The sequence below is a fragment of the Mucilaginibacter arboris genome (assembly GCF_009754915.1).
Classification (GTDB): Bacteria; Bacteroidota; Bacteroidia; order Sphingobacteriales; family Sphingobacteriaceae; genus Mucilaginibacter_A; species Mucilaginibacter_A arboris.
Genome location: NZ_WPIK01000001.1, coordinates 184,441 through 198,291, shown reverse-complemented (window position 1 = coordinate 198,291; position 13,851 = coordinate 184,441). Strand labels below are relative to the sequence as shown.

Annotated in this window: 13 protein-coding genes; 7 read left to right on the top strand and 6 right to left on the bottom strand. The window is 40.5% G+C overall.

The features are described from left to right. Position 1: 1 nt before the first annotated feature. From pafA to GO621_RS00920, 5 genes are all read right to left on the bottom strand, one after another. Positions 2–1,645: an alkaline phosphatase PafA gene (pafA, locus tag GO621_RS00940; RefSeq protein ID WP_157563108.1), complete on the bottom strand. Its 1,644-nt coding sequence runs from the start codon at positions 1,643–1,645 to the stop codon at positions 2–4. 108 nt (positions 1,646–1,753) lie between these two features. Continuing rightward, entirely contained in the window at positions 1,754–2,425 is a 672-nt protein-coding gene (locus GO621_RS00935; RefSeq protein ID WP_157563106.1) for an MgtC/SapB family protein, read from the bottom strand. 130 nt (positions 2,426–2,555) lie between these two features. After that, positions 2,556–3,662 carry an acyl-CoA dehydrogenase family protein gene (locus GO621_RS00930; protein ID WP_157563103.1) on the bottom strand — a complete coding sequence of 369 codons (1,107 nt, stop codon included), beginning with the start codon at positions 3,660–3,662 and terminating at the stop codon, positions 2,556–2,558. Between the two features lie 130 nt (positions 3,663–3,792). Next, complete coding sequence (gene pnuC, locus GO621_RS00925) at positions 3,793–4,413, bottom strand: nicotinamide riboside transporter PnuC (RefSeq protein ID WP_317163361.1); 621 nt, start codon at positions 4,411–4,413, stop codon at positions 3,793–3,795. A gap of 29 nt (positions 4,414–4,442) precedes the next feature. After that, entirely contained in the window at positions 4,443–6,827 is a 2,385-nt protein-coding gene (locus GO621_RS00920) for a TonB-dependent receptor (RefSeq protein ID WP_232335558.1), read from the bottom strand. A gap of 267 nt (positions 6,828–7,094) precedes the next feature. Here GO621_RS00920 and GO621_RS00915 point away from each other — a divergent pair, with 267 nt between their 5' ends. The 6 genes from GO621_RS00915 to GO621_RS00890 all read left to right on the top strand — a co-directional run bounded on the left by GO621_RS00915 (position 7,095) and on the right by GO621_RS00890 (position 11,356). Continuing rightward, positions 7,095–7,415 (top strand): hypothetical protein, encoded by a 321-nt coding sequence (locus tag GO621_RS00915; protein ID WP_157563097.1) that lies wholly within the window; start codon positions 7,095–7,097, stop codon positions 7,413–7,415. Further along, positions 7,400–7,693 carry a type II toxin-antitoxin system RelE/ParE family toxin gene (locus tag GO621_RS00910; RefSeq protein ID WP_157563094.1) on the top strand — a complete coding sequence of 98 codons (294 nt, stop codon included), beginning with the start codon at positions 7,400–7,402 and terminating at the stop codon, positions 7,691–7,693. The genes GO621_RS00915 and GO621_RS00910 overlap by 16 nt, the downstream gene beginning before the upstream one ends. 244 nt (positions 7,694–7,937) lie before the next feature. Next, positions 7,938–9,683, top strand: coding sequence for an aspartate--tRNA ligase (aspS, locus tag GO621_RS00905; protein WP_157563091.1), 1,746 nt, complete (start codon positions 7,938–7,940; stop codon positions 9,681–9,683). Positions 9,684–9,706: 23 nt separating this feature from the next. Beyond that, the gene (locus GO621_RS00900) at positions 9,707–10,177 is read left to right on the top strand and encodes an FKBP-type peptidyl-prolyl cis-trans isomerase (protein WP_157563088.1); all 471 of its coding nucleotides are present in this window, start codon (positions 9,707–9,709) and stop codon (positions 10,175–10,177) included. 44 nt (positions 10,178–10,221) lie between these two features. Further along, positions 10,222–10,767: a Uma2 family endonuclease gene (locus GO621_RS00895; RefSeq protein WP_157563086.1), complete on the top strand. Its 546-nt coding sequence runs from the start codon at positions 10,222–10,224 to the stop codon at positions 10,765–10,767. Between the two features lie 37 nt (positions 10,768–10,804). Next, a complete protein-coding gene (locus tag GO621_RS00890) occupies positions 10,805–11,356 on the top strand; it encodes a Uma2 family endonuclease (RefSeq protein ID WP_157563083.1) in 552 nt (183 codons plus the stop codon). A gap of 39 nt (positions 11,357–11,395) precedes the next feature. Here the strand turns inward: GO621_RS00890 and GO621_RS00885 are convergent, their stop codons facing one another. Continuing rightward, a complete protein-coding gene (locus GO621_RS00885) occupies positions 11,396–12,358 on the bottom strand; it encodes an SMP-30/gluconolactonase/LRE family protein (protein WP_232335557.1) in 963 nt (320 codons plus the stop codon). Between the two features lie 153 nt (positions 12,359–12,511). Here GO621_RS00885 and GO621_RS00880 point away from each other — a divergent pair, with 153 nt between their 5' ends. After that, entirely contained in the window at positions 12,512–13,816 is a 1,305-nt protein-coding gene (locus GO621_RS00880; protein ID WP_157563080.1) for an amidohydrolase, read from the top strand. Positions 13,817–13,851: the final 35 nt, after the last annotated feature.

Sequence of the window (13,851 nt, the reverse complement as noted above, 5' to 3'; positions counted from 1 at the left end):
TTCACCTCAACACCTCAGAAATTGGCTGGCCGATACAACCATTCGGCGCCTGTATATGCAGCAAAGCAGCTACAGTTGCAGAAATATCTGTCATGTGTGTTTCGCGGTTTAAATGTCCATGCTGGATGCCCCAACCCATAAAAACTAACGGAATATGTGCATCATAAGGGTTCCAGGTGCCGTGCGTAGTGCCGGTTGCACCATGGCCAGAATACCAACCAGGTTGCAGAATAATTTGGATTGCTCCGGAACGGTCATGATTATAACCGTTTATAATCCGATCACGCAATTCATTCGGAATACTGGCTTGTTGTACTTTTTCCATATCTATTGCATACGCTACGCCTTTTTGCTGTTGTAAAAATGCAATGCAGTCAGCTTTAATCTCATTCAGGTTTAATTTGTTGTTTTGAATGAGCACATTGTTGAGGTTAACCTGATAGTTTCCTAAGTTGATCACCAGTTTTTTTGCCTTATATTTATTCTCCAGCATCTGGTTCAGATCTTTCAGCGTAGAAGCTCCCCATAAACCGGCAGGAATTTGATGATCAATTAAAAAGTTAGGATTATGTGAAGCACCATGATCGGCAGTTAAAAAAACAGTATAATTTCCTTTACCAACTTTGCCATCTAAATAAGTAAAGAAGTTGGCCAGATCTCGGTCTAAACGTAAATATGTATCTTCAATTTCTACGGAATTAGGTCCAAACTGATGGCCAATATAATCGGTAGAAGAAAGGCTTACAGCTAAAAAATCTGTTACCGTATTTTTGCCTAATTGTTCATTTTCAACAGCTGCTTTAGCCAGGTCTAAGGTGAGCGAATTACCATAAGGAGTACTGCGGATGATACCAACACCTTTTGCCAGCATAGCAGCCGTTTTAACAGGAAAAGTTGGCGTTTCAGAACCACTGAAAGCACCTTCGTGTTTGTTGTTATCTGCCTCGCTTTGTACATAAGTTTGAATCGGATAAAGCGTATTCCAATCCTGTTTTAAATATTTTTGCGCCAGCTTTTGCTCATTGAAATTTTTAACCCATAAAGGAAGCCCGCTCATGTAATAAGTGCTTGTGATCCAGTTGCCGGAAGCATCATCAAACCAATAAGCAGCATTGGCAGCATGGCCGGCAGGTAAAATTCCACCGCGGTCTTTTAAAGCGATGCCGATTACTTTAGAACGAAAATTAGTGGCTAAACGAAGCTCATCGGTAACAGTACTTGCCAATAAATTTCTGGGCGACATTTGGCCAGCATCAGAAGCGCTTCCTACTGTTTTTACGGTGCTATCTTCTGTGCAATAAACAGATTTTCCGGTTGCCTGGATGATAAAATCATTACCGGCAATACCATGAATAGACGGAACAGAACCGGTGTAAATACAAGTATGTCCGGCAGCAGTTACCGTTGGAATATAATCAATATTCGTGTTTTCACAGGTAAAACCTTCATTCAGCATCCGCTTAAAACCACCCGTTTGGTAGCGGTCGTAATAACGGTACAAATAATCCCAGCGCATTTGGTCAACCACAATCCCAACCATTAATTTTGGCCTGGGAAGAGCAGTAACAGCAGGTGCCGTTTTTTTCTGTGCAAAAGAAGCATTGCCAAGTAATGCAGGAAAGAGCAGCAGGTATTTAATTTTCATCCTTAAATTTTAAGTTACGTTGTAAATATCAGCAATGAAAATGGGTTGGTCTGTGATATTTCTGTTAAGAAACAACTAATGATACAAGTTTTAAAGGCAGTTTTAGGGTTAATTACTCCAAAAAACTTCTTTTATCGTTGGGTTTGCCTGCAAGCTGCTAATTACTTCTGTAACTTTAAGAAAGTCAATATTTTCAAATTTTAGTTGAATAATAAATTCATCATCACCTTTATCCAAAGAAAAACTTAATAATTTAAAGGATTTATTTTGAGTTAATTCTTGCAGCATTTCTGCCGGGTTTGCGTTGGATTTGGTTATTATCCTTAAAGTTTTTTGCCTGAACCGCTTGGCTATCCTGTTTTCAAGCGGTTGCAATAACCAAAGAATTATAATAGCTATAGCAGTGGTTGTTGCGGCTGCAAAATACATTCCGCCGCCAGTTGCCAGGCCAATTGCAGCAACGGTCCACAAACCGGAAGCCGTGGTTAAGCCACGGATTGTCCCTTGTTTTGAAAACAGGATAGTTCCTGCCCCGATAAAGCCGATCCCGCTGATTACCTGTGCTGCAATTCTCGCCGGATCAAGAACAACATGTGCCGTTCCTAAAACATCTGAGAAGCCAAAAGCGGAAACCATCATGATTAATGTAGAACCTACACAAACCATCATGTGTGTACGCATACCAGCCGTCCAATTTTTTCTTTCTCTTTCTAATCCAATAACTGCCCCGAAAAAAGCAGCTAAGGTTAAACGGATGATAACTTCAGTCCATATCAGCATAACACTTTATCCAATTTTGCATTCGCTCCTGTTTACATAATAGTTGCTGCTTGTTAGGACTAATAAAATGTGATTTTTGTTTTTTTATAGATGCAAAGGAACCCTTGAGTTGTTAGAAGAGCAGGTTTCTTTAGGCTGAAAAAGTAAGCAAACTATGCTGACTTGCCGTATGCAGATCGCGCCAAACGCGGTTAATTTCTGTATCCGGACTGGCAGCCAATAAACCGCAGTAAGGATACAATTCGTCAACAGTTTCCCTTGCAGTTTTAGCTAATTGGCGACTGGTTTTACTAACTTCCTGCAATGCTTCTTTTACCATACTTTTTTCATCAGATAAAAGAAGCACCCAGGATTGATCAACTGCCTGATAAAACGCCTGCCGAATCTGGTTAAATGCAGCTTCAAGCGTTTTAAATGTGTTTCTTAAAACTGATTTTTGGGTTGATGAAAGCTTATTTTGCCCGATTTTTTCCTGAAAAATCACTTCTGCCAAATCCATAAAACGAATAGCCATGCCCGAAAGATTTGCCGCAAGGGTAGCTTCTGCTAATTGCAGGAACGGATAACGGTACAAAGGCCGTTCAATCACTGCAGAATCCGGGTCAATTTTAAAGCTGCGAGCTGCCGGAACAAACAAATCTTTCACTTCAAAAGCATCGCTTCCGGTTCCCATCATGCCCATGTATTTCCAGGCAGGTATCAGTGTAACATCTTTGGCATTAATAATAAAAGATAAGATCAGCGGATCTCCGTTTTCATTTAAAACCGTTTCCCGTGCTTCTTTTATCAGGCAATTTGCGGTGAAGTGCGTGGCATGCTGCGCGCCACTGGCGTATTTCCATTTTCCGCTGATGATAAAGCCATCGTTGGTTTTGGTAGCTGTTCCGTTAAAAGCGCCGCTTCCGGCCAGGCAAACATTTTCGCCTTTAAAAATTGCCGATGCTGTTTTTACCGACATAAAACCTCCGAACCAACCTGCGCCGCTGCATAAAGTAATTACCCAGCCCACGCTGCCCTCGGCCCAGGCCAGGCTTTCTTCCAGCCGCACCATTTCCGGCAGAGGTTTTTCTGTTCCCGAATAAACTTGTGGCACTAACAATTTAAACCATTGCTGCTGGTAGATCAGTTCTAATTGTTTGGGTTGAAGCAAACCGGTTTCTTCGGCTTTTGCTGCGCCGGATCGGATAATTTCGATCCATTCAGGTTGGAGAAGTGTAGAAGGATGGGAAATGTTCATGAAGTTATAAATTAATAAAATCATCCCCCTAACCCCCTTCAAAGGGGGAAAAGGGCCAGGGCTTATACCGTTCTGACTGCAAATTTAAACGGCAGAAAGGTAGGTGTCTGGCTTCCCCCTTTGAAGGGGGTTAGGGGGATGAATTAGCTTTAGATTGCTGCCGATAGATCCTCTTCCAGTCAAAATAACCAAAAATGGCCACTACAAACAGGAAAATGGTAAGCAAGGCAAACAGCGGTAGTTGTTTGTAAAACAAAAGCGGTACGGCAAACAGGTTAGAAACATTTAGAACGATCCAGTTTTCAATTTTTCGTCGAGTTAATAGCCACGTTCCAGCCCAGGCAGAAGCCGAAACAAAAGCATCCCAAACGGGAACGGTGGAAGGTGTAAACTTTTTTAAGACCAGGTATAAAACCAACCCGCCAACGAAAGTAATTAAAGCAGTAATGATCCATTCTCGCCTGTTACTATAAGTAATGGGAACGGTGGGCTGATTGCGTTTTTTCATCCAAAACCACCAGCCATAAACGCTCATGGCAATATAATACACGTTTAGTAAGGTTTCGGCATATAACTGCGCTTCCAGCAACAGAACGATGGAAAGCATGGTGCCAATCAATCCGGCCGGATAAAGTAAAACATTATTGCGTTTGGCCAATAAAACTTCGGCAACGCCAAAAACCACGGCCAGCCATTGCAGCCAGCCGGTTTCCAGGATTTGTTGGGATAAAAGCTGCAGCCAGTATTGCATGTCCATTTTGTGATGCTTCTTTTATCGGCCTAAAATCTTAGACTTAATGCAGCCAGAAAATTTCGGGTTGCCTGCGGATAGTAATAGTTGTAATTCACTACTTTTCCACCTTCAATATCCGGATAAGTTGCACCGTTTGGCTCGTACAATTCGCTGAAAATATTGTTGATGAGGAAAGAAATGCCAATATTTTTAACTGCTTTGGTGCTGAAATTGTAGCGTAACCGGATATTATTTACAAAAAAAGCATCCAATTTTCGGTCATTACTGGAAGTATTATCCAAATATTGCTTGCTTACATATTTACTGATGAGCGCAATTTCTCCGCCTTTGATCGGGCTGTAACCAATTTCGCTGGAACTTACAAAATCCGGCGAATAAGCAATATCGGTTTTTTGGAACTGCTGGTTCAATACCGTTTGTCCAGTATCATAATTTTCTAAATACTGCTGGAAGTTTTTCACTTTATTAGCACTTAAAGCAGCAGTAAGCGACCAATAAAGTGGTTGTGCAATTTGTATTCGCCCATCCAGTTCCAATCCTGCACGATAGCTGTCTTTTACGTTACTTCTAATAGCTGCGCCAACATCGTTCAAACTTCCGGTAAGCACCAGCTGGTTATGATACAGCATGTAGAAACCGTTAATTCCACCTGTAAAAACACCTTGTTTAGTTCTGTATCCGGCTTCAAAATCGTATAAAGTTTCTGCTTTTGGCCGGCTGGAAGGAGTAGATTGCGTGTAATCATCCCGGTTCGGTTCATGATTTCCTACCGCAAAAGAAGCATAAACATTATTTGCAGGATCGATCTGGTAACTTAAACCAAGTTTAGGATTGAAAAAGTTGAGTGTTGCCGATTGCTGCACATTATTTAAGTTATAATCATATCCTAAAAACGAATAATAAACGCGGCGGTACTGCACATCGGCATACAAGTTTAAGTTGCCCAGCCGGTAATCCATCTTGCCAAAAATATTGAAATCGGTTTTAAAAGCATTGTTGCGCGAGTATTCGTAATCCGGCGTAATATTGGTGCTTTGCTGCGTCCATTCAATGCGGTTGTAGTGCTGCCCTCGGTATTGATTGTAAGCGCCGCCCAAAGTAAAATTCAGGTTTTTTTGTGCCTGGTAATTGAGGTTGTAAGTAACGCCGTAGAAATAATTAGTCAGCCAAAGCCTTCTAACCAGATCTGTGGTATCCACGCCCTTAATTATCGGCGTTAAACCATATTTTGCAAAAGGCTGGGCAATCTTATATTCTTCGTAATAGCCGCTTCCCTGCGTATAATGCAAGGCGCCGTTAAAAGAAAGTTTATCAGAAATTTTTTGGTTGAAAAGCAGCTGGTAATGGTTCTGGATATAATTATCAGTTTGATTTTTATAGAAATCGCCGTTCGGCATCAAGCCTAATTCATTGTAAGTTCGATCTCCTGCTAACAGTTTATCTTCCGGAACGCCGTCCCAGGCCTGGTAAGTTTTTTCTGATCCGGAGAAAACGTTTAAGCGGATGGACGTATTTTTACCATAATAAGCGCCTGTAAGGAAGTAGGATTTGAGGTCAGAAGAAGCACGATCAATATAACCATCAGAATGAATGCGCGACAAACGGCCGTCAAACGTAAAATGGTTAGCAATCAAACCAGAACCTAAACTGATCGTGTTTTTTACCGTTCCGTAAGAGCCAACAGAATTATCCAATTGTGCATAAGCAGTATCCTGCCGTGTTGTTGTTTGAACGTTAATGCTGGCACCAAAAGCACCTGCGCCGTTGGTGGAAGTGCCTACGCCGCGCTGGATCTGGATGTTATCCACAGAAGAAGCCAGATCAGGAATATCTACAAAAAAACTTCCCTGACTTTCGGCATCGTTTAGCGGAATGCCGTTCAGCGTAACATTTATCCGCGTAGCATCAGAACCACGAATTCGGATACCAGTATAACCAACGCCAGCACCAGCATCCGAAGTAATTACGGCAGAAGGCGTTTGGTTGAGCAAATAAGGCAAATCCTGGCCTAAGTTATTTTTGGCCAGTTCTTTTTTACTGAGGTTGGTATAAGTAAAACCCGAATTTTGTCCGGTCCGGGTAGCGCGTACAAACACTTCGTCTGCTTGTACCGTGCTTCTTTTAAGGGCAAAATTTAGAGATTGACCTGTGTTGATTACTACCGATTGCTGTAATTGCTGATAACCGATATAGCTAACGATAACATGGTAGGTTCCGGCTTTTAAATTGTGGAAACGGAAATTTCCGCTGGCATCCGATACTGTTTTTAACGCTGTTTTTTCAATGCTGATACTTGCGTTTGGCAAAGTTTCGCCGGTTTGAACATCGGTAATTTTCCCCGACAGGGAAAACTGCGCCGCAGCCAGAAAAGGAAGCAGCAGGGCTGTAAAAGCCAGTAATAATTTTTTCAAAATGTTTTAAAATAAACTGTAGTTAAACCATCTGCCCGCCAGGGCGAACGTGCAGTACACTTAACTTTTTACCTCTCCCTACGCCGGCATTACCCGGATCAGGTGCGGATTGGAGTTTGAAGTGGTACGTTATAAGTTATACGTTTAGCGCACGTACAACTTAAAACTTATAACTTACAACTCTTCTTCCTGGGTTTGATCTCAGCCTGTTTTTCAGTTGGTAGCAACAATCTGCAGATTGTAAACTATTACCAAGCAAGGCACCCCTTGAGAATTTGGGCAAAGATAGGGTTTGGTTTTGGATTTGGAAGCTTTGATTTCAAATTCTTATATTTGGTAAAAGCAATAGCTATGATTGATATTGAATTAAAGGAAAAACTGATAGCAAAAATCGACAGCATTAATAACGAAGAGCTTTTGAATCAGCTTTTGCGTATAATTGATTTAGAGTCTAAAGCACATGAAGTCTATGATCTAAGTAAAGAGGAGGCAGAAGCTGTAAATGAAGGTATAGCACAGCTTAATAAAGGGATGTTTATATCGAATGAGGAAGCTAATAGGCAAGCCGATCAATGGCTAAACAGATAAAATGGTCGGTTCGCGCTAATCAGGACAGGCTGGAGATTTTAGATTATTGGATTAAAAGAAATCAATCGAATTCTTATAGCATAAAACTTGATTCTTTGTTTAGAGAAAATATTGAATTGTTAGCTCAAATTCCAGCGCTTGGAAAACCTACTGATTTTCCAAACGTAAGAATAAAGATCGTACGCGATTACTCCATTTTCTATCGTATTACAGATCAGTTTTTAGAAATTATTACCATCTGGGACAGCAGAAGAAATCCAGAAAAGTTAAAATTGTAATTTAAACTTCCCTTTATAGAAAAACCAGGTACTGATGTATATGCCTCTTAAGTAACCTATACAGATATTACGATAATTCCCAGATATTAAAATTTCACTCCTTTAATCCCCTATTATAAAATCATTCATACTTCTTTTACCACCTAAAAATTGGCATCGCTTCACGTTCAAACCTTTCTTCCCTTCACCTTTCCGCCTTTCACCTCAAAACCCTACTTTTGCAAATTCAAATAATTAGCATAACATGCTCAGAACAAATACTTGCGGCGAATTAACACGGAACGATTTAGGCAAAGAAGTTACACTTTGCGGCTGGGTGCAAAAATCGCGCGATTTAGGCGGAACTACTTTTATTGATGTACGAGACCGTTACGGCATTACACAACTGGTTTTTAATGATGAAACCGATGCTGCCGTACGAAACCAGGCGCGTGATTTAGGCCGCGAATTTGTGATTAAAGTTTCCGGAAAAGTAATTGAGCGCTCCAACAAAAACCCGAAAATACCAACAGGAGAAATTGAAATTGCCGTAACTGCGCTGGAAATTTTAAATCAATCCAAAGTACCGCCTTTTTTAATTGAGGATGAAACCGACGGCGGCGAAGAGCTGCGTGCCAAGTACCGTTATTTGGATCTGCGTAGAAATCCAATCCGTAACAACTTGGTTCTTCGCCACAAAATGGCGCAGGAAGTACGTAAATATTTAGACGGACTGGATTTTATTGAAGTAGAAACACCGGTTTTAATCAAATCAACGCCTGAAGGCGCGCGTGATTTTGTGGTGCCAAGCCGCATGAACGCCGGCGAATTTTACGCTTTGCCGCAATCGCCGCAAACCTTTAAGCAATTGCTGATGGTTTCCGGGTTTGACCGTTATTTCCAGATCGTAAAATGTTTCCGCGATGAGGATCTGCGTGCTGACCGTCAGCCGGAATTTACACAGATTGATTGCGAAATGTCCTTCATCACGCAAGAAGATATTCTGAATGTTTTTGAAGGAATGGTGCGTACACTTTTCAAAAACGTAAAAGGAATTGATCTGGTTGAAGTGCCACGCATGACTTATGCTGATGCCATGCGTTTGTACGGTTCTGATAAACCCGATACGCGTTTTGGGATGCAGTTTGCAGAACTGACAGATCTGGTAAAAGGCAAAAATTTCCCGGTTTTTCATCAAGCAGAACTGGTAGTTGGTATCAACGCAAAAAACTGTGCTTCTTACACTCGCAAGCAATTGGATGAACTTACTTATTTTATTAAACGTCCGCAAATTGGTGCAACTGGTTTAATTTATCTGCGTTACAATACCGACGGAACTTTAAAATCATCGGTAGATAAATTTTATAATGAAGAAGATTTAAAACAATGGGCGACTGCTTTTGATGCAGAACCCGGCGACTTGATGCTTCTTTTAGCAGGTAAAAAAGATAAAGTGCGCAAGCAACTGAACGAATTGCGTTTGGAAATGGGCAGCCGTTTAGGTTTGCGCGATAAAAATACGTTTTCGCCGCTTTGGGTCTTGGATTTTCCGTTGCTGGAATGGGACGAAGAAACCGAGCGTTACCATGCGATGCACCATCCGTTCACTTCGCCAAAACCGGAAGATATTGCTTTGCTGGAAACCGATCCGGGAGAAGTTCGGGCCAATGCTTATGATATGGTTATTAACGGAACTGAAATTGGCGGCGGTTCTATCCGTATCCACGATAAAAACCTGCAGGCTTTAATGTTTAAGCATTTAGGTTTTTCTCAGGAAGAAGCCCAAAAACAGTTTGGCTTTTTAATGGATGCTTTTGAATTTGGCGCGCCCCCGCATGGCGGCATTGCCTTTGGTTTTGACCGTTTGTGTTCCATTTTTGCCGGACTGGATTCTATCCGCGATGTCATTGCCTTCCCTAAAAATAATTCGGGAAGGGATGTGATGATCGATTCGCCATCCACCATCGACGAAAAACAATTGAATGAATTGAAGATCAAAACAACAGCTTAGGCGTTACCAAAGCAAATCTCCACATGAAAAAATATTTATTATTCTTTGCTCTTTTTACCCTTATTTTTTCTGCCTGTAAAAAAAGTAGTACCGCAACTGTTGATCCAGCTGTACAGGCTAAAATTGATGATGATAAAATTCAGGCTTATATTAAAGCTAAAAATATTACAGCTGTAAAAGATCCGTCCGGCTTGTATTATCAGATTTTAATCCCGGGAAGTGGAACTGCACCAACGCTTAAATCTACTATAACTGTAGCATATACTGGAACACTGTTAGATGGAACTCAATTTGATAGCAGCATGAATTTTACTTCTCTTTTAGGTGGTAATTTGATTCAAGGCTGGAAAATTGGTATTCCCTATGATCAACCCGGAGGCCGTATTTTGCTACTAATTCCTTCGGCTTTAGGTTATGGCAATTCGGCGGCCGGCACTATTCCGGCAAACTCTGTTTTGGTATTTACCATTGATTTGCGTGCTGTACAAGGATAATTTCTAATGCTTCTTTTACCACCTAAAAATGTATACATTTGATTATGCACATCACGGAGAAAAAGAAATACACCGAAAAAGACTACCAACTGCTGGAAGAAGGTGCGCCGTTTCAACTCATTAACGGAGATTTAGTTATGTCGCCATCGCCAAGTTCTTATCATCAGCTATTATCAGCACGGATTTTTAAAATTATAGACGCTTTTTCAGAAAAAATTAATGCTGACGGACTATGTTTATATGCTCCGTTGGATGTAGTTTTAGATGAAGAAAACATTTTTCAAACTGATTTAATCTACATTTCAGGCGAAAGAAAAAAGGAGCTGTTTCATGACCGGATTATGGGCGCACCTGATTTGATCGTCGAAATTCTTTCTCCTTCTACCGCTTATTATGATTTGCAGCAGAAGAAAAATTTTTACGAACGTTACGGCGTAAAGGAATATTTGATTATTGATCCAAAACATTTCTATGCTGAAGCTTATGTTTTAAGAGAAAATAAATTTGAGCTACAGCAAAAGCAAAATGATACGATCAACTTAAATACCTTGCCTGGTTTACAAATTGACCTGCAAAAGCTGTTTTCCTGATGCTTCTTTTACCATCTAAAAATTTATAAACTTGATTATGCCAGTTGCGGAGAAAAAGAAATATACCGAATTAGATTACCATTCGCTGGAAGTAGGCCCGCAGTTTCAATTGATTGATGGAGAAAAAGTGATGCCGCCAATTTTTTCGCTTAATCATCAGTTGGTTAATGGGAAACTTTTTATGTTGATCTCTCAACATTTAGAAAAAAACGGTTTAGGAGGACTTTGTTTGTTTTATCCTGTTGATGTTGTGCTGGATGAAAAAAATACCTTTCAGCCTGATTTGATTTACATCTCTAACGAAAGCAAAGTTGAATTACTTTACGATCGTATCCATGGTGCACCTGATTTGGTTATCGAAACCCTTTCGCCTGCCACCGCTTATTATGATTTAATACATAAAAAAGATTTTTACGAACGTTACGGCGTAAAGGAATATTTGATTATCGACCCTTTATCCAAAAATGCAGAAGTTTATGTTTTAAACGATAAACAATTTATCTTACAGCAAAAAGAGCATCAAAACGGCACCATCACCTTAAATACTTTGCCTGGTTTGCAAATCGATTTGCAAAAGCTATTTTCCTGATACTGTTTTTACCGGCATAAAAACAGTATTAGCATAAAATTATTCAACACCTTTTACTTTCGTTTTCAGCGTATAAATTCCTTCGGAAGCAGTAATAAATAATATGTCTCTGTTTTTTCCACCGAAGCAAATATTGCCAGTCCACTTTTCCGGAATGCCGATATGTTTAATTTGCTTCCCTTCAGAATTGAAAACAAAAACGCCATTTCCGGTCAGGTAAATGTTTCCCTGGTTATCCATCGTCATTCCATCAGAACCTTTTTCTGCAAAAAGCTGCCGGTTAGTTAAAGTTCCGTCTGCTTTAATTTCGTACTTATAAGTTTTATTTCCTTCAATATCGGCCACAAATAAATATTTTCCGTCTGGCGTTCCTACAATGCCGTTTGGTTTTTTTAAGTCATCGGCAACCATTACCAAATCTTTTTTTCCTTTCGGGAGATAATACACCTTTTGGCCTTCCAAATCAGGTTTTTTTCGTGTCCAGTAATCGCGCTGGTAATACGGGTCAGTAATGTAAATTCCGCCTTTTGCATCTATCCACAAATCGTTTGGCCCGTTTAATTTCTTGCCTTCAAAACCTTCAACCAAAACCGTGATTTTTTTTCCGGGCGAGATAGACCACAATTCATCTTTTTCATCAGCACAGGCAATCAAATTTCCTTTTTTATCAAAATACAAACCGTTAGAACGACCGCTTTTATCCATAAAAACAGAAAGATTTCCGTTAATGTCGTATTTCCAGATCTTGTCGTTGGGCTGATCGGTAAAAAAAACATTTCCCATTTTATCAACTGCCGGCCCTTCTGTAAACTTAAACTGTTTGGCGATCAATTGCAGTTTAGCATTGTCTGCAACAATTTCTGAGTCTGGTTTTATTTTGATAGCCTCGTTAGAAAATAAATAAAGTGCTTTATGATTTTTATCTCGTGCGTAAGCATAAAAAGATAAAGTTGTAAGCATCCCACAAATTAGCAGCGTACTCTTTTTAGGCAGGTTTTTCATAGATTAAGTTTAATAATTGGTAATGGTATAAAGCATTAAAAGGGTAATGCTGTTTTTACCGGTATATTTTTAGCATCAAATTTTGATACTAAAAAAATTTAAGGCTTGTGCAATAAGCATATTTGACTATCTTTCTTACAAATAAAAACCCTGATGAAAAAACTTTACTTTTTACCGTTTGCGTTGATTTGCTTTCCGGCTTTTTCGCAAACTTCTTATAAAGCCCAGGTTGGCAAACAGGCAGACGCTTTAGAAAAACAGGTAATTGCCTGGCGGAGAGATTTTCACGAACATCCGGAATTGGGAAATCATGAAGTGCGGACTTCCGGAATTGTAGCCAGTTACTTAAAATCATTAGGCATCGAAGTAAAAACCGGCGTAGCCAAAACGGGCGTAGTTGGGATATTAAAAGGAGGAAAACCCGGCCCGGTGGTGGCTTTACGTGCCGATATGGACGGTTTGCCGGTTACAGAACGCGTAAATGTACCGTTTGCATCTAAAGTAAAAGCGATGTATAACGGACAGGAAGTTGGCGTAATGGCAGCTTGCGGGCACGATTCGCATGTGGCGATATTAATGGGTGTGGCAAAAATTTTATCTTCCATGAAAAGCGAACTGCATGGAACGGTAAAGTTCATTTTTCAACCGGCAGAAGAAGGTGCACCTGCTGGCGAAGAAGGCGGTGCAGCATTAATGGTAAAAGAAGGCGTACTGGAAAACCCGAAAGTAGATGTCATTTTTGGCTTACACATCAACTCGCAAACAGAAGTTGGCAAAATAGCTTATCGCCCGGGCGGCGCAATGGCGGCGGTAAATGATTTTAAAATTACGGTAAAAGGGCGGCAGGCGCATGGCGCTTATCCGTGGTCGTCTGTTGATCCTGTCGTTACTTCGGCACAAATTATTATGGCTTTGCAAACTATTGTGAGCCGTAATTTAAACGTAACAGAAAACGGCGGCGTGGTTACCATTGGTTCGATTAATGGCGGAAACCGTTCTAACATTATCCCTGAACAGGTAGAAATGATGGGAACCATCCGAAATTTAAGCGCTCCGGATGAAAAAATGTTTATCGAACGCATTAAAACCATCGTGCAAAATACGGCAGCAGCGGCAGGCGCTACGGCAGAAGTAAAAATTCCATACAGCACCCATTACCCGGTTACTTATAATGATCCGGTTCTGACAGAAAAAATGCTGCCAACTTTACAGGCAACAGCCGGGGCAGAAAATGTATTGTTGCGCCCTGCTGTTACCGGCGCCGAAGATTTTTCTTTTTACGAAGAGAAAGTTCCGGGTATATTTTTCTTTTTGGGAGGAATGCCCAAAGGCGGAAACCCATTAACAGCGCCTTCTCACCACACGCCTGATTTTTATATTGATGAAAGTGGATTTACTTTAGGTGTAAAAGCGATGTGCAATTTAACGCTGGACTATATGGCAATGAAAAGTAAATGATAAGGTTAAGGCATAAAAAATGCTGGTAAAAGAAG

Excerpts from the sequence above, each read along its gene's own strand:
- GO621_RS00880 (WP_157563080.1), top strand. The coding sequence starts at position 12,512 with ATGAAAAAACTTTACTTTTTACCGTTTGCGTTGATTTGCTTTCCGGCT.
- GO621_RS00885 (WP_232335557.1), bottom strand. The coding sequence starts at position 12,358 with ATGAAAAACCTGCCTAAAAAGAGTACGCTGCTAATTTGTGGGATGCTT.
- GO621_RS00890 (WP_157563083.1), top strand. The coding sequence starts at position 10,805 with ATGCCAGTTGCGGAGAAAAAGAAATATACCGAATTAGATTACCATTCG.
- pafA (WP_157563108.1), bottom strand. The coding sequence starts at position 1,645 with ATGAAAATTAAATACCTGCTGCTCTTTCCTGCATTACTTGGCAATGCT.
- GO621_RS00935 (WP_157563106.1), bottom strand. The coding sequence starts at position 2,425 with ATGCTGATATGGACTGAAGTTATCATCCGTTTAACCTTAGCTGCTTTT.
- GO621_RS00910 (WP_157563094.1), top strand. The coding sequence starts at position 7,400 with ATGGCTAAACAGATAAAATGGTCGGTTCGCGCTAATCAGGACAGGCTG.
- GO621_RS00895 (WP_157563086.1), top strand. The coding sequence starts at position 10,222 with ATGCACATCACGGAGAAAAAGAAATACACCGAAAAAGACTACCAACTG.
- GO621_RS00930 (WP_157563103.1), bottom strand. The coding sequence starts at position 3,662 with ATGAACATTTCCCATCCTTCTACACTTCTCCAACCTGAATGGATCGAA.
- pnuC (WP_317163361.1), bottom strand. The coding sequence starts at position 4,413 with ATGCAATACTGGCTGCAGCTTTTATCCCAACAAATCCTGGAAACCGGC.
- GO621_RS00900 (WP_157563088.1), top strand. The coding sequence starts at position 9,707 with ATGAAAAAATATTTATTATTCTTTGCTCTTTTTACCCTTATTTTTTCT.
- aspS (WP_157563091.1), top strand. The coding sequence starts at position 7,938 with ATGCTCAGAACAAATACTTGCGGCGAATTAACACGGAACGATTTAGGC.